Source organism: Paenibacillus sp. 1781tsa1 (genome assembly GCF_024159265.1).
Lineage (GTDB): Bacteria > Bacillota > Bacilli > Paenibacillales > Paenibacillaceae > Paenibacillus.
In genome coordinates this window covers 4638568-4661384 of the sequence record NZ_JAMYWY010000001.1, presented here as the reverse complement: position 1 = coordinate 4661384, position 22817 = coordinate 4638568, and the positions used below count along the sequence as shown (strand labels likewise).

The following is a 22817-nucleotide window of genomic DNA, read 5'->3' as shown; positions in this document are numbered from 1 at the left end:
AGATCGTAAGCATAATCCGTGCCCTCTATCGAAATGATGGGGCAATCAACGTATAACAAAAAGCCCCATAGCGGCTGCCAGAGGCAACGAGACTATTGGGGCGATGTTCGAAGTGGCATTATATGATCCTTGTAAGCACTGTCCTTCATGGCAAGACTCATCGAATCAAGCGATGTGCTCCATTAAACCAACGCTGGGACTTATCGATCCGAACAATCTCATTGCATTATAAGCGATGCATAGACGAGAGTTCTACAACGCTGCCCACTTTAATATCCGTCCGTCTCACGACTGCGCTTCTTCGCTTGCTCGACACTTGGTTCATGTTTCGGCTGGACAGTTGCACTATCATCGGTAGGCACTGACGCCAGTCCTTCCGCCACACGACGACCGTAATCGGCATCCGCTTGGGTAAAATGAGAGATCATGCGCTCCCGGATATCCGGTTTGCATTGGGCCAGAGCATCGACCATGTTGCTGATTAGCTCATCCCGCTCCCAATCCTCGAATGCCCGGTAGGTATCCCCGGCTTGTCCAAAATCATTCGTGCGTTCGATCTTCTCACGCACTAGCCTGCCTTCCACCAACGGTTCATGTTCCGGGCCGCGCGGTGTAGCTTCTTTTAACCCACCAAGAGAGGAAGGCTCGTAGTTCACATGCGGATTCTGCCCCGGTGCACGATCCACCTGATATTGCATCTGCCCGCCGCTCTGATTGGTCGCAACACGGTTCTTCGGCGCATTCACAGGCAGTTGCAGGTAGTTCGCACCGACCCGGTGACGCTGGGTATCCGAATAGGAGAAGGTGCGTCCTTGCAGCAGCTTGTCATCCGAGAAATCCAGTCCGTCCACCAATACACCTGTACCAAATGCCGCTTGCTCCACTTCATTGAAATAATCCTCGGGATTACGGTTCAACGTCATTTTGCCAACGGGTAGAAAAGGAAACTGCTCCTGCGGCCAAAGCTTGGTTGGATCCAACGGGTCAAAGTCCAGCTCCGGGTGCTCGCCATCTTCCATCACCTGAACGCACAGCTCCCATTCGGGATAGTCGCCTTGTTCAATGGCATGATACAGATCCAGTGTGGCATGGTTGAAATTCTGCCCCTGAATCTCGCTCGCATCTTTTTGCAGCAGGTTACGTATGCCCTGATTCAGCGGTTCCCAGTGGTATTTGATGAGTACACCCGTGCCTTCCTGATTGACCCATTTGTATGTATTGACACCTGACCCTTGCATCTGACGGTAATTGGCCGGAATACCCCAAGGGGAGAAGAGGAACGTCACCATATGGGTTGCTTCGGGACTGAGTGAGACAAAATCGAAAAACCGCTCCATATCCTGTGCGTTGGTCAACGGGTCGGGTTTGAAGGCGTGTACCATATCCGGGAACTTGAGCGGATCACGAATGAAAAAGATTTTCAGGTTGTTACCGACGAGATCCCAGTTGCCATCTTCGGTATAAAATTTCACGGCAAAGCCACGCGGGTCCCGTAGCGTCTCGGGAGAGTGTCCACCGTGAATAACCGTTGAGAATCGAACGAATACGGGGGTTTCTTTTCCTTTTTCCTGAAACAGACGTGCCCGTGTATACTTCGATACTGGTTCATTCCCGGCCGTGCCATATGCTTCAAATACGCCATGAGCACCAGCACCCCGGGCATGCACAACCCGTTCCGGAATGCGTTCGCGGTCGAAGTGAGTGATCTTTTCGAGAAAATGATAGTTCTCCAGTGTTGTCGGTCCACGGCTGCCAACGGTTCGTACGTTCTGATTGTCCGTGATGGGATGTCCCTGTCGGTCCGTTAAAGTCTCGCTTGATTGGTCTGAGGAATGCTCGGATTGTGAAGAATGGTTATCCATGGAGTGGAACGCCACCTTTCCTTAAGTTGGATTCCTGTATATATTTTCCCTGTGGGCAGGTTCTATACATTATGGCAACCAACGAACATCTAAACGACCTTTTGAAAAAACTAACCAACCGCCCTGCGAGCTCCCTCGTAAAAAAAATCTTGTCACCCGCCTCATGGCGTGGGATAATTAACTTTTGCCCAGCGGCCTTTTTTGAACGGAAAATGAAATTTGGACCGCTTGTCTAAGAATGGAGGCTGACCTAGGATTGTCTACACAACGTTATCCTTTTGCATATGATCCGGCAGAGCCCTTTGTATCCCGTCTAGGGGAATGGGTTGCCGATGTTTTTTACGATATTTTGCCAGAGTCCGGTTTCGAGGTACGGGATGAACAGATTTTTATGGCGTACCAGCTCGAACGGGCCTATGGAGATAAAAAGACCATTATGGCGGAGGCCGGTGTCGGAACAGGCAAGACGTTAGTCTATCTGCTCTACGCGGTCTGTTATGCACGTTATACGGGCAAACCGGCCGTGATCGCCTGTGCCGATGAGTCCTTGATTGAACAACTGGTGAAGCCCGGCGGAGATATTGCGAAGCTGGCTGCACATCTGGATCTGGAAGTGGACGCACGTCTCGGCAAGTCCCCGGACCAATACGTCTGTCTGAACAAATTAAGTGCGGTGCGATTCGCCGATGAGGATGCGCCTGTTATTGAAGAAGTGCATGAGAGCCTGCCGGATTTTGTGAACACGCCGGGTACGCTTCAGGCTTTCCATCCATACGGTGACCGCAAACAGTATCCACATCTGAATGATCGTCAATGGAACAAAATCAACTGGGACCCGTTCCAGGATTGTTTTGTTTGTCCAAAAAGACAACGCTGCGGCCTGACGCTGTCGCGTGACCATTACCGTCGTTCCAAAGACATCATCATCTGTTCCCATGATTACTACATGGAGCATGTCTGGACCTATGATGCGCGCAAACGCGAGGGACAACTGCCCCTGCTACCTGACCACAGCTCGGTTGTATTTGATGAAGGACATTTGCTGGAAGAAGCAGCTCTGAACGCACTGAGTTACAAGCTGAAACACCGCATCTTCGAGGAACTCGTGACTCGCCTGCTTGAAGGAGAGATTCGTGAATCCCTCGCGGAGCGTGTGGATGAAGCCATTGAGAGCAGTGAACGCCTGTTTGCGTTACTAGATACGTATACGGTGGCGATTCCGGGATCGGAACGGAAAGAAGTTCGGGTAGAAGCTCCGCTTCTGCGTGAGATTGAACGGCTGACCAACGTATTGGATGCCATTGGCGAAGAATTGGTATTTGAAAGTGGATTGTTCTCGCTGGATGGGTACCAGATGCGTGTTGTCGAAGAGCATTTGGACATGATTCAGTCTGCACTTGCGCTATTCCGTAAGGAAGATGGCTATATCTGCTGGGCGGAAGAGAGTGAAGACGAGACGACATTATCGATCATGCCGCGTACGGTGAAGGAAATGCTGAACGAGCGTGTGTTCAACACAGGTATTCCAATCGTGTTCTCCTCTGCAACGTTATCTGTGGATAGTTCATTCCGTTATGTGGCGGACAGCCTGGGCATTGATGATTTTGTATCGTTCTCGGTGGCCTCCCCGTATGATTATGCGGACAAAATGAAGATGAAAATTACCGATGAAGCTATACCGGGTCATCCCGAAAATGAAAATCGCATGCGCGACGCGGTGTCCATGCTTCAGGAAAGTGGAGGACGTGCACTCATCCTGTTCCGTACGATGGAGGAATTGCGTGCGTTCAAGCAGGACATTGTTCATGTGCCTGAAGCAGAAGGATTGCGCTTTATGTATGAGGGCGACCGGGAGATCAGTGATCTGATTGCGGCATTCCAACAGGATGAGGAGAGTGTGCTGTGCTCCGTGAATCTGTGGGAAGGACTGGACGTTCCAGGACCGTCATTATCCAACGTGATGATCTGGTCGCTCCCGTATCCGCCACAGGACCCTGTGTTCAATGCAAAACGCAGTGCGTCGGCTGCACCTTATGAAGAGATCGATCTTCCGTATATGCTCCTGCGTGTGAAGCAAGGTCTTGGACGTCTGATCCGGACAAGCACGGATTCCGGTTCTGCGGTCATTCTCGATGAATCGCTGTATACCAAAAAGGAAGCCAAAGACCGCATTGCGGCCCTGCTTCCCGAAGGTGTGGAATGGACAACCCTGACACATTAATGACTGAATTCTAAATCATACAAAATCGTACTAAATCCTACATGTACATTGGATTATACGTTCTAACCGGGCCGAAATGGCTCCCATCAGAAAAAAGCTCTTGTTCTCTGCGGATGCACCATCCGTATGTGAGCAAGAGCTTATTTTTTTATTATGATGGTTCCTTCAATGTACTTCTCTTCCCTTTTTTTCGAGGGATTTCACCTCGCTCCCAATCGCTCCAACATTCTAACGAACCTACCACACCTTATTAGGGTGATAATGAAGTGATGTAAATTCTAACGAATCTCAGTAACGTTATCCCGGCGAAAGTAGCTTTTAAGCCTGTAAATCAACCCAATTCGGGGAAATAACGCCGCTGTGATTCGTTACACTTCAAACTTGCATAAATAGGAGCGAATAGCGTGTCTCAGGTTCATTAGAAGCAATGAGCGCTAAATGAACAATACATGTGTGAGTACTAAATGAATGCTCATAAGGGAGGGCCTCTGTCAAGCTTATAACTTATGGGCTCATGGCTTGTGGGACATGGAAGCCCCTTTTTGACGTGTAAAGATGTTAGCTGTGTTAAAAAATATCCATGCTCAGATACCGTTCCCCGGTATCCGGCGCAATGCAGAGCACCCGGTGTCCCGGCCCCAGTTCCTTCGCGATGCGAAGGGAGGCCCACACCGAAGCACCAGAGGAAGGGCCGAGCAACAGCCCTTCCCGGGCAGCAAGCTGCCGCATCGTATCCAGTGCGTCCTCATCGGACACCTGGATGATGGCATCCCACACGTCGGTATTCAGGATGTCCGGAATGAACCCCGGACTTGTACCGACGAGCTTGTGTGGTCCGGGCTCGCCACCGGACAACACCGGAGAACCTTTTGGCTCCACCGCATAAATGCGAATACCGGGTAACTGCTTGCGCAGTTCTTCCCCGGTTCCCGTAATCGTTCCGCCAGTTCCCGCCGTAGCGATGAAGGCGTCCAGCCTGCCATCCATCTGCTGCATAATCTCGGGCGCTGTGGTGATCCGGTGAATATCTGGGTTAGCCGGATTCTCGAATTGCTGAGGAATGAAACTTCCTGGAATGTCTGCCTGAAGTTCTTTCGCTTTACGGATCGCACCTGGCATCCGCTCCGCAGCAGGGGTGAGCACCACATCTGCGCCGTAAGCTTTCAGGATGTTGATGCGTTCCTTGGACATGTTGTCCGGCATGATCAGAATGGCTTTATATCCTTTGGCGGCGGCATTCATCGCGAGACCAATCCCGGTATTGCCGCTCGTCGGTTCAATAATGGTAGCACCAGGGAGCAAGTGTCCCGCAAGTTCAGCCTGAACGATCAGGTTGTAGGCGGCACGGTCTTTGACGCTGCCACTTGGGTTGAAGTATTCCAGTTTCACGTATACGTCAGCAGAGTCGCTGCCTGTGAGTCGGTTCAGTCTAACAGCAGGTGTCTGGCCGATCAGTTCGGTTACGTCTGCGGCAATACCTGTATGTGCGGGTGTTTGTTTAATCGAATGTGTATTCAAATCCATAAAGTACAGCTCCTTGATTGATAAGACGTTGAGAGATATCCAGTTGAAATCAAAACCCACGGTACAAGTCTATCTGCCATGGATGGCACAATGCTTGTTCTGTATGATAGGAATTGAATTTAGATCATGCCTTATTGGAATGGTTGGGTATCTCTGTTCCATCTTAATGAACATAACCTTCCGTGGTCAACTTGTTTTGAATTAAGCGGAGGACTCGGTGTCATAGGAGCAGCGATTAGGACGAAGCAAGTAGAAGTTGGATTCAAACGTAATGACGGATACATCGTCGCAGATCCATATGTGTTTAGATAACAACAGGGCGTATGCTCCAGTTCATTAGGGTCAGAGTTGCATCAGCTCTGCGCCAAGTCCATCTGCAGATGCCGACTGAGTTCTTTTTTGACTTCATTGCGTGCGAATGTCCATAACATATAGAACCGTTGCCAATACCCCCTGCACATATACAGAGTTTCGATACCATCAGCTTCACGATTCTCTTCCAGAACTTTGACACCGCGAATTCTCATCTGCTTGCGAAGACCCAACATCTCCTTGAGCACATTGTTCTGAATACGGGTCAGCGACAGAATGTAGACTTCAGGCATCTTAAGCATAAGTGTATCTAACGTTCGAATATCTCGCTCAAGTACATCCAGCAATAGTGTCCGTACAACCAAACCTTTAATTAGACGATGGTCTTCATCCGCAGGGGATGGGGCGGAAGTTGAGGATGTCATATGTGCACTTCCTTAACCTTTAATTGGAATTTTTTATTTACAGAACATGTGTTCCTGTATTATAATCAATATATGTAATGGAGATACACAATACAACCGAGAAATATTGGAAGCAAGCATTAACGTATTTTCCTGAGGATACAGATCGTGAATGAGGCTAAGGGTTTGAGGACAAGCCCGCTCCAAAATTAGGTATAATTTATGGGTTTTGCAGGAAACCTAAGGCCATAAACCAAATAAGCCTTATGCAGTGCAGTCTGCTACAGAAGTAATAACAAGCAATGAAATAAAGCAATCAATTGCAATAATCCTCTAAGGCTCGCTTGCCTTAATACTCTGATGCTATGACAACAAGTGAAAGTAGTTCACTCTACTAAAAATGTGCAACAAAAAAGCCCCTGCCTTGGGCGGCGGGGCCTATGGAATACTGCCGATTCAGCGGCAGGTTTGATGATGTGTTTAGAAATTAAGCAAGATATTGAGGCTTTTCATAGAACGCCTCTTTTTCAAGGATGACCTTATAAGGTCTTTCCTTGCCCTTCAGGGAGGGCCCAATGGTCGTTAGCGGTACGGCCGGCTTGTGGAAACGATCTTCTTCCTTGGGTTCCGGAACCGGTCGTGATGATTCGGGCGCAGAACTGAGGCGTACCTTTTTTTCGTTGCCCCAGCGCTTGCTTATTTTTTTCGTTTCCGGTTTCATTCCGGTTCGCCTCCTAACAAATCGTTGATGGCGTTGAACAGTTGACGATTCTGTAGGTCAATCTGCTGAAATACCGCCTCATCCGCTTCAATATGTCCAATAATGTGAACGGTGATTACATACCTCTTGGCTACAGGATAGCATAGCAGATACTCTTTCTCAAGGTAATCATCATACAGGTTGATCTTGATCTTGTTCTCTCGGTAAGAATCAATCACCAGGATGCGCTTGGGATCATCCGGTTGTTTGTCGTCATTAGCGGACAAGTCATACTTTCTCCCCGGTTCTCCAACATTACCACATAATTGCTCAATATAACCACTGTCATCTGTACGGTATATGGCTGTGCCACGTACAGCGAATGGAGGATGAGAGACAAAGGCAGTACGCAGGGCATCACTCATTCGTTCCAGCATTTTGGCATCTGCTTTGCGGGTGCGTAGCAATTCCCTAAAGAACCGCAGCAACTTAAGCAGTTGTAACCTTGCTTCTCCCTCGGTGCGTTTATGCTTCTCAATGATATTCTCCAATTCTGGATCACTCCAGCGTCCTTGTTCCTCAATACTGTCTGCAATCTTGGAACATGCCACAGACACGGCTGGTGCCCACTTTCCGTCAGAACGGATTTCATATACGAGTGGATTTAGTCCCAGCAGATCTGTGGGCATACGCAATCCTTCGACCTTGGTCGTGTCCTTGATGTCTGTAATATCCTCAGGAAGAATGAAAAAAATACGCTTTCGTCCCAGACGGCCCATAAACAGACCCATTTCAAGCATTGTATTATCCCGGACCGACGCGTAGTACTTCCCGCGAATTTTGGATATATCATCCGGATGAAAAATAAAAATCGCGAAGTCAGTCGTACGGACCTCTACTTCCAGATCGTCCATGGTATAACTACTTGGATTAAAAACCCCGGAGTACCAAGGGGTAACTTCGGCTGAAAAACGTAAGTTTTCGTGTACTGCGGCTGCAATCGGCTTCGCTTCCAGCGAGCAGCCAATAAAGACTCTTGGCTTTAACGTTTTCATCAATCCGCCTCGCTTAAACGGTAGTGGGATTCAATTGTTATATTATACCATAAACAGCAGAGTAAGTCTGGAAACGTCTGAACTGGACAAATCATAAGCCGATTACGTTTGCTATAGTGTATGTGTAAAAGGAAAATGATTCCTTTAAAAAGCACAAGAAAATAAAAAAAGGCCCCAATTTGTCACAGTTGGGTGACTGACAGTTATTTTTGGAAGCTTCGGTCATAGAATAAAGGAGCAGGTTGCACCATTAGCAAGCATTGCTACTCCTGGTGTGCCCGTATGACTGCTGGAGCAGCCCAGATGCTGCTTTATGCGCATATTTGACGGGTCCGCTGTTTAGACCCGGTCACGTTGGTGTTATATAATAGAAGAACAAGCAAGTTAGCTTTGGTGTTTAAATTGATTTAATTGCAACTGCTGTAAGTTGGAGATAGAATTTACACAAGAACGTAGAGTGCAGAACCCATCTGTAGAAGCGAAGCGCTCGCTAAAAGCTTTCTGAAAGAAAGCTGCTTCGGAAGCATAAGCTATCAACGGATTTTTCCTTTAAAAAAAGGGAATCGAAAAATCCGGGGATAACAGCGATCGAAAGAGGGTACTGGAATCGAAGTGATAAGTGTAAAGTTAAATATTCAAGCTTCTACATTGTTGTTATTTTTCAGTTTAATCAAGCACAGCTAACCACAACAGAACAGAAAGGATCAGGATACCATGAGTCCCCGAAGGACAATCTCCCCAAGGACAATCTGGAAACGTTACGATCTCTCATACACATAGCGCCCCTTGTAGAGTACACCAACCGGTTTCAAAAAAACGGCTGACTCTGCGAAAGAGGGGATTGGAATGAATATTCGAAGGACGTACACGATGATTTCTTCCAGGCTTGCCTTTTGCAGGGTACGGTCGGTCTAAAAAACCAACCTACAAACTGCGAGGGAACCTGAATGAAGAGAACATCGTTAACCTTACAACACGTTAAAACAGAGGCGATCAAATTCGCCATTATGCTGCTCGGTACATTTATTTTAGCTTTTGCTTATTATCACATTAACTTTCAGAATCATTTATCGGAGGGCGGATTTGTTGGTCTGGCCCTGCTCGGAAAATACGCAACAGGCTTATCGCCTGCCATCGGTATGTTGTTGCTCGACATTCCGGTCATGATCCTGGCCTGGTTCCTCAAAGGCTGGAAATTCATGATTCAGGCATTGCTTGGCGTCGCTGCATTTTCCCTATTCTATGACGGCTTTGAACGATACTCCACACTGGTGTTGTCGTTTAACGGAAATCTGTGGATTCCGGCAGTTCTATCCGGTGTATTGACTGGAGTAGGCGCTGGGATTGTGCTTCGATTCGGCGGAGCGACAGGCGGAGACGATATTCTCGCCGTGCTGGTTAGCCGCTGGAAGGGATGGAAGTTGGGAACCGTTTTCTTTGTCAGTGATGCTTTTGTATTGGGATTGTCGCTTTTCTTTCTTCCGGTAAAAGAAACTTTATATACGATTCTGGCCGTATGGATCGCCAGCAAAGTCATTACGTACGTCGTTAGTGTTCCGGCTCGCGGAACCGTGGCTACGACTTCAGCTGTGAAATTGCCGATGCCATCGGCTGCAGCCAAGGCGGTTAACGCTGCTGCTGTTTCACAACGGACTACGGTGGCTAGAGGGGTATCCCATTGATCATACGTTTCAGAATAATGATAACCTGTATGGATCTTGTTGAGATCTTGATTGACGGTTACGTTCATACAAAATCCCTTTTGACTGCATTTCAGCAGCAAAAGGGATTTTGTTGTTTTCGCTCAGATCATGGTTAATTATTCGCTGAACTGTTGAATAAGAGCCAACGATGAATACCGTCATTTTCCGGTGTCGTTCAATTCAGTCAAGGCTTAATCGAAGATGCAATCTGTCCATCCTGATTATGGATAATGGCACGAATATTCTGATGGCTACTGCGTTTCTTAGCTTCATCCACAGCTTCAGCTTTTGTTTCAAATGTAGACAGATAGGTAGACTTTCCTTCTTCCTTGATTGCCCAGCCAGCGTCGATAGGCACGACATGGATGTTGTCATGACTCTTGGACGAAGAGACGGGCTCGGAATGCCGACGCTGCGTGGAAGATGACTCTTTATGGTTAGAATTTTCGGAAGAAGATGTGGAGTCCGATTTCGAACTTTCTGGCACGGGATGATTCTCATCCCACTCTTCCGCCTTTGCTGTGGCAATGGCAATCGAGCGTCCTTCCTCGTACCCTTCATCAAGCAGGGCATTTGCAATTTCAATCGCCTTATGTCTGACACGTGGCTTCAGATTTTTCATGGATACCGGATAATCCTGTTTGTTCCAAGGCATATGAATCCCTCCTGTACAATAATGGATTAGTTGTATATTACCCTTTGAGGGAAGGGATAAACGATGAACACCGAGGTCGTAAATGCAATTACCGATGATCTATATAAATTGAAATAAACATTTACACGAAACGGAGAGGACAGAAAGAACCTGAAGAAGCGGAGCTAAAAGCTTTCTATGGAAAGCTACTTCGTAAGCATACACTTCGCCTAAAGCTTTCTGAAAGAAAGCTACATCGGAAGCATACGCTATCCCCGGATTTACCCCTTTCTAAAAGGAATCAAAAAAATCTGGGGATAACAGCGATCGGAAGGCTGTTCTGTCATCGGAGTGTCCAGTGTAATTATTCTTTAGTTCATCTTATACAGAAGGATCTCGTTTCTATACTTTTGCAATCCGCAGGCGTATAATGCTGTCTAGGAAAGAAATAAGTTCAATAACAGGAAGATAAAGGAGTACATACATATGTTTAGTCTTAGCCTGGCAATCCCTATGCTGTTCACCATGCTGATTCATGCCGCAGACAGCTTGTCATATGCGCTTCGACTCGGTGGATTACGCACCCGCAGAATTGCGCTGGCCATTTCATTGGCTGGTATTTTGCTGCTGGTTTCTCGAACTTCCAATATGGCTCAGGGTCCGATGGTAGGTAATCTGGTGGATACCGCAACACGTGGGGCCAATCCACACTTTGCAGCACAGTTGCATTGGTTAATGGGTGCGGCAACGATAGGAACGGCATTAGCCATCTTGTGTTTTCCAACCATGGTGAAGCTCTCATCCCGAATGGTGGTGCATTTTGAAGCAGCCGGTTCCATTCCTGCGATGGTTCGCGGTATGCTGAAGCGAAGCAAGATTAGAAATGCAATGTATTACATCACCCCGCCATCCTGGAAGATGGCCAAACGATTGGTACAGCATGGGATGCCAAGACGGTTAATGATGTTGAATGTAGCGGTAACCGCAATCTACACCACGGGTGTCCTGTCCAGCTTGTACGCAGCGTACCTTTACCCAGGGCAGGCTGTAGCTGCATCCCAATCAACCGGGCTAATTAACGGCATAGCGACTATTTTGCTTACCATCCTGATTGATCCGCGAATTTCCCTGCTCAGTGACCGATCATTACGTGGCGAGATCCGTTTGGATCGCATGAATCAGATTTATGGCTGTATGCTGGTATCCCGTTTATTCGGTACAGTGGTGGCACAGTTGTTATTAATTCCTTTTGCGTACTGGATTGGTTGGATTGTAAGTATGATGTAACGACTTCTTTCCTGAAGCGTAGCCTGGCACTCTCTTGTACATCTTCTGAAGCAATGAGAGGGTGCCGGTGCATATTGAATTGACGGAGTATTTTAGCTGTGATACTATTAGACCGAATAGTCGGTTTATTTTATGGAGGTTTTTCCAATCGAAGTTAAACGAAGAAAAGATGTTACCCAGATTAAGAAAGACATAGCGCGTAATACCAAGGAACTGTTTGCCCAGAAGGGATATAGCGCCACTTCCATGGAAGACATCTGTACGATTAACAATCGGAGTAAAGGCAGTATCTATTATCATTTCAAAAGCAAAGAAGAGTTATTCATGTATCTGATCAAGCTTAATAATGAAGATTGGATGGATGCTTGGCTGGACAAAGAATCCGAGTATAAGACTGCCATAGATAAACTGTACGGACTTGCTGATCATTATGTGGATGATTTGGCTAATCCGCTGAATCACGCCATTAACGAGTTTGTCTCGGGCCAGGTTGTTAGCCAGGAGATGCTCGATGAGATGCTTTCCCTGATCCGAATTCCGTATGCAACATATGAGTCCATTATTACTAAAGGCATGGAGGCCGGGGAGTTAAAACCGGATGACCCACAGGATGTAATGCACATTATCTACGGTCTGTTTAGCGGATTGACGACACTCTATTACGAGAAGGACCTGACGGATATTCGTCGTATTTACCACAAAGGCATGGCCAGTCTGCTGGCAGGCATCCAACAACATTAATTATGAAAAGCTGATGAAACGTCAGTTTTTCTTTTTAAATATTAATAAACCGGACAGTCGGTTTAAAAGGGAGATGGAGAATGAGCACTTTGTTCAGGAACAAAGCTTTTTTAATCGTTACAGGGTCTGATCTGCTGCAAAATCTGGCGATATGGATCCGGAATATGGCGATCCTCTATTATGTGATGGATCAAACTCAAGGAAGTCCAATAGCCGTCTCGCTGATTACTGTACTTGAATATGCTCCAATTTTTGTTTTCTCCATCATTGGCGGTGCACTTGCTGATCGCTGGAATCCCAAACGGACGATGATACTGGGGGATATTCTGAGTGCGTTGTCTATTGTCATGATTATTGGCGTTTTATCTTCCGGTTATTGGCAGATTCTATACGTAGCAACGTTTGTATCCTCTATTGTTAGCCAGTTTTCTCAGCCATCCTCTCTAAAGATTGTGAGGCGAAATGTAAAAGGAGAACATTTGCAATCTGCAATTGCGATTACACAGAGTGGTCAATCGTTGTTTTTAATTCTCGGACCAATCGTCGGAACGTTTATATACACTGCAATGGGAATTCAGGCATCCATGTACGCATTACTCATTCTATTCCTCATCTCTGCGCTTCTACTCACATTTTTGCCTAAAGACGCCACTCAGCGGGAAACAAATACTTCATTGCTTGCGGATATCAAAGAGGGCTGGCAATACGTTGCTCGATCTCCCTCATTAAAAATGCTTAGTATGGTATTCATCTGTATAGGGCTTTCTGCGGGTCTCATCAGCCCACTTGGAATATTTCTGATTACCGAACGTCTGGGACTTGAAGCAACGTCGTTACAGTTCCTGTCTGGAGCATCCGGATTAGGTTTATTGATTGGAGGAGGTATTGCGGCTGCTGTAAGTGGCAAGTTGAACCAGACCTCAACTCTAATCGTAGGTGTGCTGTTTCTGGCTCTAACCACGATGGGGGAAGTGTTATCCAGTTGGTTCTGGCTGACTCTTGTCATCGGCTTCTTGAGCTCAATCAGTTTGGCATTTATCAACGTCATCATCTCCACGTATTTGGTCACCCGGATTGATGAGCACTTGATCGGGAGAGTGAATGGCACCATCACCCCTTTATTCATAGGAAGCATGCTTTTTGGATCTTCCATGGCAGGTGTATTGATGAACAGCACATCCATTTTTATCGTCTACGCGATTTCGGTTACCGTGATGATCCTGGGTATCATTCCAGCGATGCGAATTCAATTTCATAATGATCAGACGGCTCCTGCCAGTCAATTAAATTCGGAAATCTCTTCGAGCCAAACCTAATCCATGCATTCTCGTGCAACAATAGTTCGTCTATTAAAATCAAGAATGCACAACAAAAAAGCAGCGGGATCATCCCACTGCTTTTTTTATTTGTATTATAACTTATTGGAAAAGGACGGCGTACTCACCGTATCCTTCTTTTTGCAAGTCTTCTTTGGGTACAAAACGAAGGGCCGCAGAGTTGATGCAATAACGCATTCCACCTGCTTCGGCAGGACCATCGTTGAACAGGTGACCCAGATGGGAATCCCCCTCACGACTTCTCACTTCGGTACGAATCATGAAGTGGCTGAGATCGGTTTTTTCCTTCACGTTGTGGTCACGCAATGGACGTGTGAAGCTCGGCCAGCCGCAGCCGGAATCGTATTTGTCGGTAGAACTGAACAATGGCTCGCCAGATACGATGTCCACATAGATACCATCACCGTGGTGATCCCAGAATTCGTTATGGAATGCAGGCTCGGTTGCGCTGTTCTGCGTAACTTCATATTGAAGCGGCGTCAGGCGCTCTTTCAGTCCGTCTTTATCCACGTTACCGGACCAGTTGCGTTCGATGAAATCTACACGTCCAGAACCTTTGCTGTAGCGTTTGTAATGGGCAGGGTTCTTCCGGTGATAATTTTGATGATGTTCTTCCGCTTCATAAAACGGTTTGGCTGGCAAGATCGGGGTGAAGATTGGTTTGTCAAAACGTCCGCTTTGTCCCAGCTCTGCTTTGGAAGCTTCCGCAATCTGGCGCTGTTCTTCGCTGTGATAGAAGATGGCCGTCTGGTAGGAAGATCCGCGGTCATGGAATTGCCCGCCTGTATCCGTAGGATCAATCTGCTGCCAGAACAGTTCAACCAGTTTCTTATAAGGGAAGATGGCAGGGTCAAACGTAATTTGCACAGCCTCTACATGTCCTGTTGTCTCCGAGCAGACCTCTTCATATGTTGGATTCTCGGTAGTTCCTCCTGTATAACCCGATACGATCTTGTGAATACCGGGCAGTTCTTCAAAGGGGGATACCATACACCAGAAGCATCCGCCTGCAAAAGTTGCTAACTCATTTGAATGTTGTTCCATGCTATAGTCACTCCATTTCTGATGAAGATTTAGCGCTCGTGTTCGAGCTCCAGCAATCTACCGTTTTATTAAAACTTGTTACACAAGCATTAGGCTTGCTCTTCTATTATATCCTGAATTGGCAAGCCAACCAAGCCGCAATGAAAACAAGCTGAATCTGAACGGTTTGCGAATTCTGAATTCAGGCTTTGTTGCGTGACCGAAAGCGAAATAATAGCAATACAATGGCCATGAACACCAGATATCCGGCAAGGATGGCCAGGCTCAGCCAGATTGAAGTTTCAGCTTGTGCACCTGCATAGGCAAATACAAAAATCGCTGGCATTTTGCCAATGGCCGTGGCAACCATAAAGATCCAGAATGGCGTGTACGTTATACCTGCGTAAATATTAACGGCCATCTGAGGCACGATCGGCAACAGTCTCATCGACATGACACCCATGAACGGATGTGCCTCCATCCATGTGGTAAAACGGTTCAGACCCCGAATGCGTTCGAGGTACGATCTCGCCTGATGTCTGAAAATGGTTCTTGCTCCGCCATAAACGAGCATGGCTGCAAGTGTGGTGCCAAGCCAGCATATCCAGGCTGCCGTGGTGGTACCGTAGCTGTAACCAAAGGCGATAATAACAAACTTATAAGGAATCACAGGCACAAGAGCAAACAATGTTGCCATGGCAAGTAACAGCGGGATGGATTGATGGAGATCGGTCCAGGCCAGCAGTTCATATCTGTAAATAAACGTGACTCCTGCAAGTAAAACATATAACAGAAGCCATAACCATTTTCGCAAAATCCCAAACGCTCCTTTCAGATCAGGCAGGTCTAGTCGTGTCCCAATCTGTACTGCTGTTCTTCATAAGTTTACCACGTTCGCCCATGGTCTGAACAATTCGTACGAAGTCTGCTGCAATCACTGGCAAGTTGCTGTCCGAAGGGTTACACTATAGGACGTGGAAATATAGAACCGAACTGAAGGTGGAATGATCATCATGGAAACAACCCAACGTAAACGAGTTGCAATGATCGGCCTCGGCGAGATTGCACGTAAAGTATATTTGCCGCTGTTAACAGCTCATCCGAACGTGGAGATTGTAGGCATTATGAACCGATCTCCGGAACCGGTCAAAGCCGTTCAGGAGGCGTATCGATTAGAACGGGGAACAACGGATCTGAAAGAACTGTTGTCCTGGGATCTGGATGCGGTGTTTGTACATACAGCAACGGAAGCGCACTTTGACATTGTCATGCAATGTCTGGAACAGGGATTAGCCGTGTACGTAGACAAGCCTTTATCCTATACGCTTCGGGAGTCGGAAGAGATGACTGCTTTTGCCGAGGCACAAGGTCTGTTGCTGGCCGTGGGCTTCAACCGCAGATTCGCACCGATGTATCAAAAAGCGAAACAATGGATGGAGGGTGGAAAAGGCTTCGACTCTCTTACAGTGACCAAACATCGTACAGGCATTCAGGATCGTCCTGCGGCAGAAACCATCTATGATGATCTCATCCATATGCTGGATCTGATGTTGTGGTACTCGGATCATAATGTGGAGCTGCTTCATCAATGGATTCGGAAGAATGATCTGGACCGATTACTGCATGCAACCGGAACGGCCAAGCTGGGCAGAACAGCCTACGGTCGATTCGATATGGTGCGTGAAGCTGGGGCAGATCTGGAGAAGATCGAATTGCATGGTGGTGGACGTTCTGTTGAAGTGGTGAACATGGACACGATCAGCTACCTGGAACAGGGGAGTCTGGAAACCAAAGAAACGTTCGGGAGCTGGGACACCGTGTTAGCACGCAGAGGTTTTAGCGGAGCAGTTGATAATTTCCTGGCTTGTCTGGACTCGCCTGATGATTGCCTGATCAGTGCAAGTCATGTCATGGACAGTCATGAACTGGCTGAACAATTGATTCGCAAATAGTTAGAGAATACACATACGGAGGAATACACGTCATGGATGAATATGAAAAGGAACGTAATAAGCAGATCGAGGAAGCGGTCATTGAAACCTATAAACAGGAAGAAGAGATGATGATCCTTGTATTTGCTCAGTGGTGTGTCAATAATGGTTTGGACCCGGAAGAGATGTACCGGCAAGCCTACCCGAATCAGCAGAGCAACGAGCGTTTGCAGCAGGTGCAGAAGCTGATTGTATCCAAGGAGGAAGCCGGTGAGATCCCGGATGATACGGTACTGGGTGTGTTGTCCATGTTTGGCAATGAAGATCTGGCGATGGTTGTATCCGAGGCCATAGCCGCGCGCAAATAAGTTCAACTTACGTATACTGATATGATTACATCTGTTCCCGGTGAATGACGCGGAATTCCTTCGGGGACATGCCGAACCGGGAACGGAATACCCGATGGAAATAGGTATAGTTGTTAAAGCCGGAAGACTCAGACACTTGCTCCAGGGTCATTGGGCTGAAAATAATCCGTTCCCTGGCCATGTTCAGCCGTACGTCAAGCGTGTATTGCATGATGCTTTTGCCAAACGCTTCTTTGAAGAGATGAACACCTCGTGAGACACTGATGCCAATATGTGTAGCCACATCATCCAGCTTGAATAAAGAGGAAGCGTTTTCTTCAATGTAGTTCTTGATCTCATAAGCCACATAATTGGTGTTGGTTATCGTTGGATGCTCCGCAAGCAAACGATCCACTTCGAGACATAGAATTCGCATATAATAACTTGAAATTTCCGGATAAGGATTGGAGATGCGGCGCTGCTCCAGTACGAGCTGTCGAAACAGGACCAAGAGACTTTCCGTCAATTCGACTTTGATCCGGGTTGGCCGTTTGTGACGTTTCCACCACTCATCCACCCAGGAACCATTGAAGAAGATGTGATAGTCGCCACTCTCCACCAGTCGTTCTCCCATGGGATTGGTTTCATTGTCTATTCTCAGCTCATAGGGCTCATCAGGATCAAAAAGAAGCAGATCGCCCGCATCCACCAGGGACATGTCCCCGTCAATGCGTGCACGGCAACGTCCGTCTGTTTGCAGTCTTAACAGGTAGTTCTTGACCCCTTCAGGCTGCACCATAGCGTAGGGTTTGCGATGAAATGAAAAGCCTGCTGTAAGAACTTGGCAGGATTGATCTGTCGGCATGGGCATACTCCTTGCAATTTGAAAATTATGACCAGATAGTTCATGTTTCAATCATATTATTCATTTTAATTGAAGCTGAAACGGAATACCATAGTATTAGATTTAAGGCACAGGAAACATCCAACAAAACATATGTATCTCAACCATTCAAACGCAGAGTTTCACCATGCGTAAGGAGATGAACGTCACAGTGGAGAAAATGAAAGCAGGCATCATCGGGTGTGGTAACATCAGCGCCATCTACTTGGAAAATCTCAAAAACAACCCGGTCATTGAAGTCGTGGCTGTTGCGGATTTGATTCGTGAACGCGCTCAGGAACGGGCAGATGAATTTAATATCGCAAACGTTTACAATGTAGATGAGTTGCTGCAAAATAACGAAATTGAACTTGTGTTGAACCTTACGGTTCCTGGCAGTCATGCCATGACCGATCTGGCTGCACTCGAAGCAGGCAAACATGTGTATGCCGAGAAGCCGCTGGCAATTTCTCTTGAAGATGGTCGCAAGGTTGTTGAGTTGGCTGAGGAAAAGGGATTGTATGTTGGTTCTGCACCGGATACGTTCCTTGGTTCAGGCATTCAAACGGCTCGTAAAGCCATTGAGGATGGGCTGATTGGCAAGCCGATTGCAGCGACTTCATTCTTCATGGGTGGAGGACCGGAAGCTTGGCATCCTAATCCGGAGTTCTTTTATGTTGCAGGTGGTGGACCGATGTTTGATATGGGACCGTACTACCTGACCGCTCTGGTTACGCTGCTAGGACCGATACGCAGAATTAGCGCCTCGGCAGGCATACAGATCGCAGATCGCAAGATTGGCTCCGGGCCGAAGGAAGGTACAGCGCTGCAAGTAGAAACGCCTACCCACTTGGCAGGAACCATTGATTTCGCAGAAGGTGCCATTGCGACCATGATTACCAGTTTCGATATTCGCGGAGCTTCGGATCTGCCACGTATTGAAATCTACGGTACAGAAGGTACGCTCAGTGTACCGGACCCCAACTATTTTAACGGGGAAGTGAAGGTTCGCAGATACGGTCAAGACACTTGGGAGACGGTCAAACCAGTCTTCGAAAGTGGACAAAACGAACGAGGCATCGGCGTAACCGAAATGGTCGAATCCATTCGTGCCGGACGCGAACACAAAGCCAGTGGCAAGCTTGCTTATCACGTACTGGAAGCCATGCATTCATTCCAGCGTTCTTCACTTGAAGGCAAGCACATACATCTGGAGAGCAGCTATGACTCTTTCGCAGTAACTCGCACAGTTCAAACTGAGATTGAAAGCGTGGAATCGCTCTAGCATGAGTAACAAGTGTTAACGCTTGATGCTCATACGAATGGTGGAGAATAACCAGTATTCTTACGTTCAATTTCAGGATAGAAACACTCTCGATTTTCCACACTAAGCAAACAGGCATATGATCTGAACGGTAAATGTATACAGTTCAATATTCATGAATTCAGCAATCATTCGATATCTAATCCAGGGAGGAATCGCACTTGAAACTCGGCGTATTTTTGGTACTATTCGGAGGACGTAAATTGGAGGATGCTCTTGATTATGTAGCATCCAAGGGATTAAAAGCAGTAGAGATCGGAACAGGCGGACATCCAGGCAATGCACATTGTAAGCCGGATGAATTGTTAAGCAATCCTACAGCACTTAAAAACTTCAAAAACGCAGTGGAATCGCGCGGTTTGACGATTAGTGCATTGAGCTGTCACGGTAACCCGCTTCATCCGCAAAAGGATATTGCGAAGGGATTCCATGATGATTTTGTTAAAACGGTAGAACTGGCTGAGAAGCTGGAAGTACCTGTAGTGAATACATTTTCCGGTTGTCCGGGAGACCATGAGGATGCCAAATATCCGAACTGGCCTGTTGCACCATGGCCGAATGACTTCCAGGAGGTCCTGAAGTGGCAGTGGGAGAACAAAGTTATCCCGTATTGGACAGAGTGGGGTAAATTTGCAGCAGATCGTAATGTAAAAGTTGGATTGGAACTGCACGGTGGATTCTCCGTTCATACACCAGCAACCTTGCTAAGACTTCGTGAGGCAGCAGGTGAAGTAATCGGAGCCAATCTGGACCCAAGTCACATGTGGTGGCAAGGTATTGATCCGGTTCAGGCCATTCACATCTTGGGACGTGAAGGAGCCATCCATCACTTCCATGCCAAAGATACAACGATTGATCCGGTAAACGTGAACAAACACGGTGTAACGGATATGCAGGACTATACGAATATGCTGGATCGGGCTTGGCAGTTCCGCTCGGTCGGTTATGGACATGATAACAAGACATGGGCAGACATTATTAGTGCTTTGCGCCTGGTCGGATATGATTACGTAGTAAGTATTGAACACGAAGACGGTCTGATGTCGGTTGAAGAAGGATTCTCTAAAGCCGTACAAAATCTCCAGCAAGTATTGATTGAAGAACCGCTGGGCGATATGTGGTGGGTTTAGAGCTACACTAGGGGGAAATTGAATATGATCAACGTCACCATTTGGAATGAATTTGTCCATGAGAAAATTCACGATGAAGTAAGGGAAGTCTACCCGGATGGTCTGCATCGAGCACTGGCTGACGGACTTGGCGGCGAAGGCTTTGCTATTCGTACGGCTACACTGGATCAGCCTGAACACGGATTAAGTGATGAAGTGCTGAATTCCACAGATGTGCTTATATGGTGGGGACATATGGCACATGATCGCGTAAGCGATGAGATCTCACAGAAGGTCGCGGAGCGAGTGCTGAACGGGATGGGAATGATTGTGCTCCATTCAGGTCATTTCTCCAAACCATTCAAAGCACTGATGGGAACCAGCTGTGATCTGAAGTGGCGTGTAGCTGACGAGCAGGAAATTGTATGGTGTGTTAACCCATCTCATCCGATTGCGGATGGCATCGAGGGCAAAATTGTGCTGGAAAAAGAAGAGATGTACGGCGAATTCTTCGATATTCCAGTACCGGATGAACTGGTGTTTGTGAGCAACTTCCAAGGTGGAGAAGTATTCCGGAGTGGATGTACGTTCCGGCGTGGTGAAGGTAAAATCTTTTATTTCCGACCAGGTCATGAGACGTATCCGACCTATTACAAGCCGGAAATATTAAGAGTGATCAGCAATGCTGTAAAATGGGCATATCCTGCCCGCAGCTTTAAGCCGGAATTTGGCAAGAGTGAACCTGTAAGACCATTTGGTGGCGTGCTGGTTTAATTCATAATTTGCTTTATTCCTAGAAAGAAATCAAAAGAATCTGGGGATGACATAATCTATACCAAGGAACCCTTCTGCAAGTCGATGATGACTGTGGCAGTTGGGTTCTTTTTGGGTAAGATAGTATTATGGGGAAGTTATACGATATTTCCCATGGTTACGGGGCAGGCTGTAAGGTATACTGGGATATAACAAGTTATACTTCTAAAATTTAAACTTTTTAGGGGCAGACGTTTTCTTTAATGCTTAAATATGTTATTATGAAATATACTAACAAAATGTAAGTTGAGTGATCTCTAAAGAGGTGATTAATGTGGAAGGTCAAGACTTGCGGATGTGTCCGCGTTTTGAGACGGCGTTTTCTTTTTTGGGCAAACGCTGGAATGGTTTAATTATTCAAACGTTGATGAGTGGTTCGAAGCGATTCAAGGATATCTCCAATCTGATTCCATCTATGAGTGATAAGATGTTATCCGAACGGATGAAAGATCTGGAGGGTGAAGGTATTCTGGTTCGTCACGTCTATCCTGAGACGCCGGTTCGTATTGAATATGAACTGACGGATAAAGGTAGAGCACTCCAGCCTGTCATGAATCAAATTCAAGATTGGGCTGAGAAGTGGGTTGACTAACGTATAGCAACATCATCCAATTTCGTTGCATGAAAGACATAGACTCCTGATTTCTGTGGAAATCAGGGGTTTTTGTCTTAAGTATAACGTGGATCGGCGTTTTTCTTTTGGGCTATGCACATGTTGTCATGAGTTGTAGTATAATCTATAGAAAATGGCCACAGACGGCCGGAGCGAAGGAGGCCCACTTGTCATGAGAGAAGAAAGCTTATCCCGTGAAGTACGCTACGGCAAGAAAGATATTGCAGAACTTGAGAGCGCATCCATTCAGGTCCATCTAATATACAAAAAAGCTGCAGAGTTATTTAAGCGCACAGCATATTCCCGTTCGGTTAAAGAAGATCTAGCCGAAGTGAATACGCATTCTGTGAACAACGATGGCCCGAGTTTAGCTCCGGCGGTGCTGCAAAAATGGATTCAAACGTCCAGGGGCTGGAAATGTATCGGATGTGAACTGGGACAACCTGATTCAATAATGTCCCAGATGGAAGAAACAATCGATGAAAAGCGGTTGGTTCTGGATGTAGGAGAAGGTCGTTTGGTTCAGGCAGAAATGTTGATTCAGGCGGTTGTCTGGTCTCAATATGAGAAGATTCGAATGTTTGCACCATGGCTTGGGGATGAACCCTTTTATAGCGTTCAGGAATTGGATGTCATTGCCCGTTATATTGTACCTACCTATTTCTCGGAACGGCCTTTGCATGAGCAAGGAAAGGTATTCAAGGTACATCAACAATATGGACAGATTCCGTTGTATCAGGAGTATGTAGACGCACCTTCATGTTGCGTGCAGGTGGACGGTGGATTGCTTGAAGGGCGATTGCTGACAGGTGTATATGTATCTGAGGAGCAGTTCTTCGGACTTAATCCATATCTGAAAGATGGCGATGGAGGACGGACATACATGCAGGCTAGTGTCCAGTGATAACGTAACCAATCAGAACATAAAAATGATTTAGATTGGAGAGCCTGTGTGCAGGCTCTCTTTCTTGTACAAGCCTTATTTGGAGGCGGT

Annotated in this window: 21 protein-coding genes; 12 read left to right on the top strand and 9 right to left on the bottom strand. The window is 46.8% G+C overall.

Annotated features, from left to right (window positions below; translation table 11 throughout):
* Nucleotides 1-269: 269 nt before the first annotated feature.
* On the bottom strand, nt 270-1862 hold the full coding sequence (locus tag NKT06_RS21040) for a catalase (RefSeq protein WP_253438921.1): 1593 nt from the start codon (nt 1860-1862) through the stop codon (nt 270-272).
* A 238-nt stretch (nt 1863-2100) separates the two neighbouring features.
* On the opposite strand from NKT06_RS21040, the gene NKT06_RS21035 reads away from it, so the two are divergent.
* Entirely contained in the window at nt 2101-4083 is a 1983-nt protein-coding gene (locus NKT06_RS21035; protein ID WP_483311582.1) for an ATP-dependent DNA helicase, read from the top strand.
* A 567-nt stretch (nt 4084-4650) separates the two neighbouring features.
* Here the strand turns inward: NKT06_RS21035 and cysK are convergent.
* From cysK to NKT06_RS21015, 4 genes are all read right to left on the bottom strand, one after another.
* Nucleotides 4651-5607 (bottom strand): cysteine synthase A, encoded by a 957-nt coding sequence (gene cysK / locus NKT06_RS21030; protein WP_253438915.1) that lies wholly within the window; start codon nt 5605-5607, stop codon nt 4651-4653.
* Nucleotides 5608-5960: 353 nt separating this feature from the next.
* Nucleotides 5961-6344, bottom strand: coding sequence for a YhjD family protein (locus tag NKT06_RS21025; RefSeq protein WP_253438912.1), 384 nt, complete (start codon nt 6342-6344; stop codon nt 5961-5963).
* Between the two features lie 466 nt (nt 6345-6810).
* Nucleotides 6811-7044, bottom strand: coding sequence for a hypothetical protein (locus NKT06_RS21020; RefSeq protein WP_091018200.1), 234 nt, complete (start codon nt 7042-7044; stop codon nt 6811-6813).
* Nucleotides 7041-8078 carry a nucleotide-binding protein gene (locus NKT06_RS21015; protein WP_051447360.1) on the bottom strand — a complete coding sequence of 346 codons (1038 nt, stop codon included), beginning with the start codon at nt 8076-8078 and terminating at the stop codon, nt 7041-7043. Before NKT06_RS21015 ends, NKT06_RS21020 begins: the two co-directional genes overlap by 4 nt.
* A gap of 947 nt (nt 8079-9025) precedes the next feature.
* Between NKT06_RS21015 and NKT06_RS21010 the strand changes: the two genes are divergently transcribed.
* On the top strand, nt 9026-9760 hold the full coding sequence (locus NKT06_RS21010) for a YitT family protein (protein WP_253438909.1): 735 nt from the start codon (nt 9026-9028) through the stop codon (nt 9758-9760).
* 205 nt (nt 9761-9965) lie between these two features.
* Here the strand turns inward: NKT06_RS21010 and NKT06_RS21005 are convergent, their stop codons facing one another.
* Nucleotides 9966-10436, bottom strand: a complete 471-nt coding sequence (locus NKT06_RS21005) for a DUF2188 domain-containing protein (RefSeq protein ID WP_253438906.1) — start codon at nt 10434-10436, stop codon at nt 9966-9968.
* A gap of 465 nt (nt 10437-10901) precedes the next feature.
* Here NKT06_RS21005 and NKT06_RS21000 point away from each other — a divergent pair, with 465 nt between their 5' ends.
* The 3 genes from NKT06_RS21000 (at nt 10902) to NKT06_RS20990 (ending at nt 13759) form a co-directional block, all read left to right on the top strand.
* Nucleotides 10902-11702: a lipid II flippase Amj family protein gene (locus NKT06_RS21000; protein WP_253438903.1), complete on the top strand. Its 801-nt coding sequence runs from the start codon at nt 10902-10904 to the stop codon at nt 11700-11702.
* Nucleotides 11703-11834: 132 nt separating this feature from the next.
* Entirely contained in the window at nt 11835-12443 is a 609-nt protein-coding gene (locus tag NKT06_RS20995; protein ID WP_253438899.1) for a TetR/AcrR family transcriptional regulator, read from the top strand.
* Between the two features lie 80 nt (nt 12444-12523).
* On the top strand, nt 12524-13759 hold the full coding sequence (locus tag NKT06_RS20990) for an MFS transporter (protein WP_253438896.1): 1236 nt from the start codon (nt 12524-12526) through the stop codon (nt 13757-13759).
* A 102-nt stretch (nt 13760-13861) separates the two neighbouring features.
* Here the strand turns inward: NKT06_RS20990 and msrA are convergent, their stop codons facing one another.
* Nucleotides 13862-14824, bottom strand: coding sequence for a peptide-methionine (S)-S-oxide reductase MsrA (msrA, locus tag NKT06_RS20985; RefSeq protein ID WP_253438893.1), 963 nt, complete (start codon nt 14822-14824; stop codon nt 13862-13864).
* Between the two features lie 181 nt (nt 14825-15005).
* Entirely contained in the window at nt 15006-15617 is a 612-nt protein-coding gene (locus NKT06_RS20980; RefSeq protein ID WP_253438890.1) for a TVP38/TMEM64 family protein, read from the bottom strand.
* 199 nt (nt 15618-15816) lie between these two features.
* On the opposite strand from NKT06_RS20980, the gene NKT06_RS20975 reads away from it, so the two are divergent.
* Both NKT06_RS20975 and NKT06_RS20970 read left to right on the top strand, forming a co-directional pair.
* Nucleotides 15817-16755, top strand: a complete 939-nt coding sequence (locus NKT06_RS20975) for a Gfo/Idh/MocA family protein (protein ID WP_253438887.1) — start codon at nt 15817-15819, stop codon at nt 16753-16755.
* Nucleotides 16756-16787: 32 nt separating this feature from the next.
* On the top strand, nt 16788-17102 hold the full coding sequence (locus NKT06_RS20970; RefSeq protein WP_091028755.1) for a hypothetical protein: 315 nt from the start codon (nt 16788-16790) through the stop codon (nt 17100-17102).
* 25 nt (nt 17103-17127) lie between these two features.
* Here the strand turns inward: NKT06_RS20970 and NKT06_RS20965 are convergent, their stop codons facing one another.
* Nucleotides 17128-17946: an AraC family transcriptional regulator gene (locus NKT06_RS20965; RefSeq protein ID WP_017687546.1), complete on the bottom strand. Its 819-nt coding sequence runs from the start codon at nt 17944-17946 to the stop codon at nt 17128-17130.
* 190 nt (nt 17947-18136) lie between these two features.
* On the opposite strand from NKT06_RS20965, the gene NKT06_RS20960 reads away from it, so the two are divergent.
* From NKT06_RS20960 to NKT06_RS20940, 5 genes are all read left to right on the top strand, one after another.
* Entirely contained in the window at nt 18137-19249 is a 1113-nt protein-coding gene (locus tag NKT06_RS20960; protein WP_253438884.1) for a Gfo/Idh/MocA family protein, read from the top strand.
* A gap of 200 nt (nt 19250-19449) precedes the next feature.
* Nucleotides 19450-20418, top strand: a complete 969-nt coding sequence (locus tag NKT06_RS20955; RefSeq protein WP_253438881.1) for a sugar phosphate isomerase/epimerase family protein — start codon at nt 19450-19452, stop codon at nt 20416-20418.
* A gap of 24 nt (nt 20419-20442) precedes the next feature.
* Entirely contained in the window at nt 20443-21171 is a 729-nt protein-coding gene (locus NKT06_RS20950) for a ThuA domain-containing protein (protein WP_253438878.1), read from the top strand.
* A 334-nt stretch (nt 21172-21505) separates the two neighbouring features.
* Complete coding sequence (locus NKT06_RS20945) at nt 21506-21802, top strand: winged helix-turn-helix transcriptional regulator (protein ID WP_253442681.1); 297 nt, start codon at nt 21506-21508, stop codon at nt 21800-21802.
* 193 nt (nt 21803-21995) lie between these two features.
* Nucleotides 21996-22727, top strand: a complete 732-nt coding sequence (locus NKT06_RS20940) for a hypothetical protein (protein WP_253438875.1) — start codon at nt 21996-21998, stop codon at nt 22725-22727.
* Nucleotides 22728-22817 lie beyond the last annotated feature (90 nt).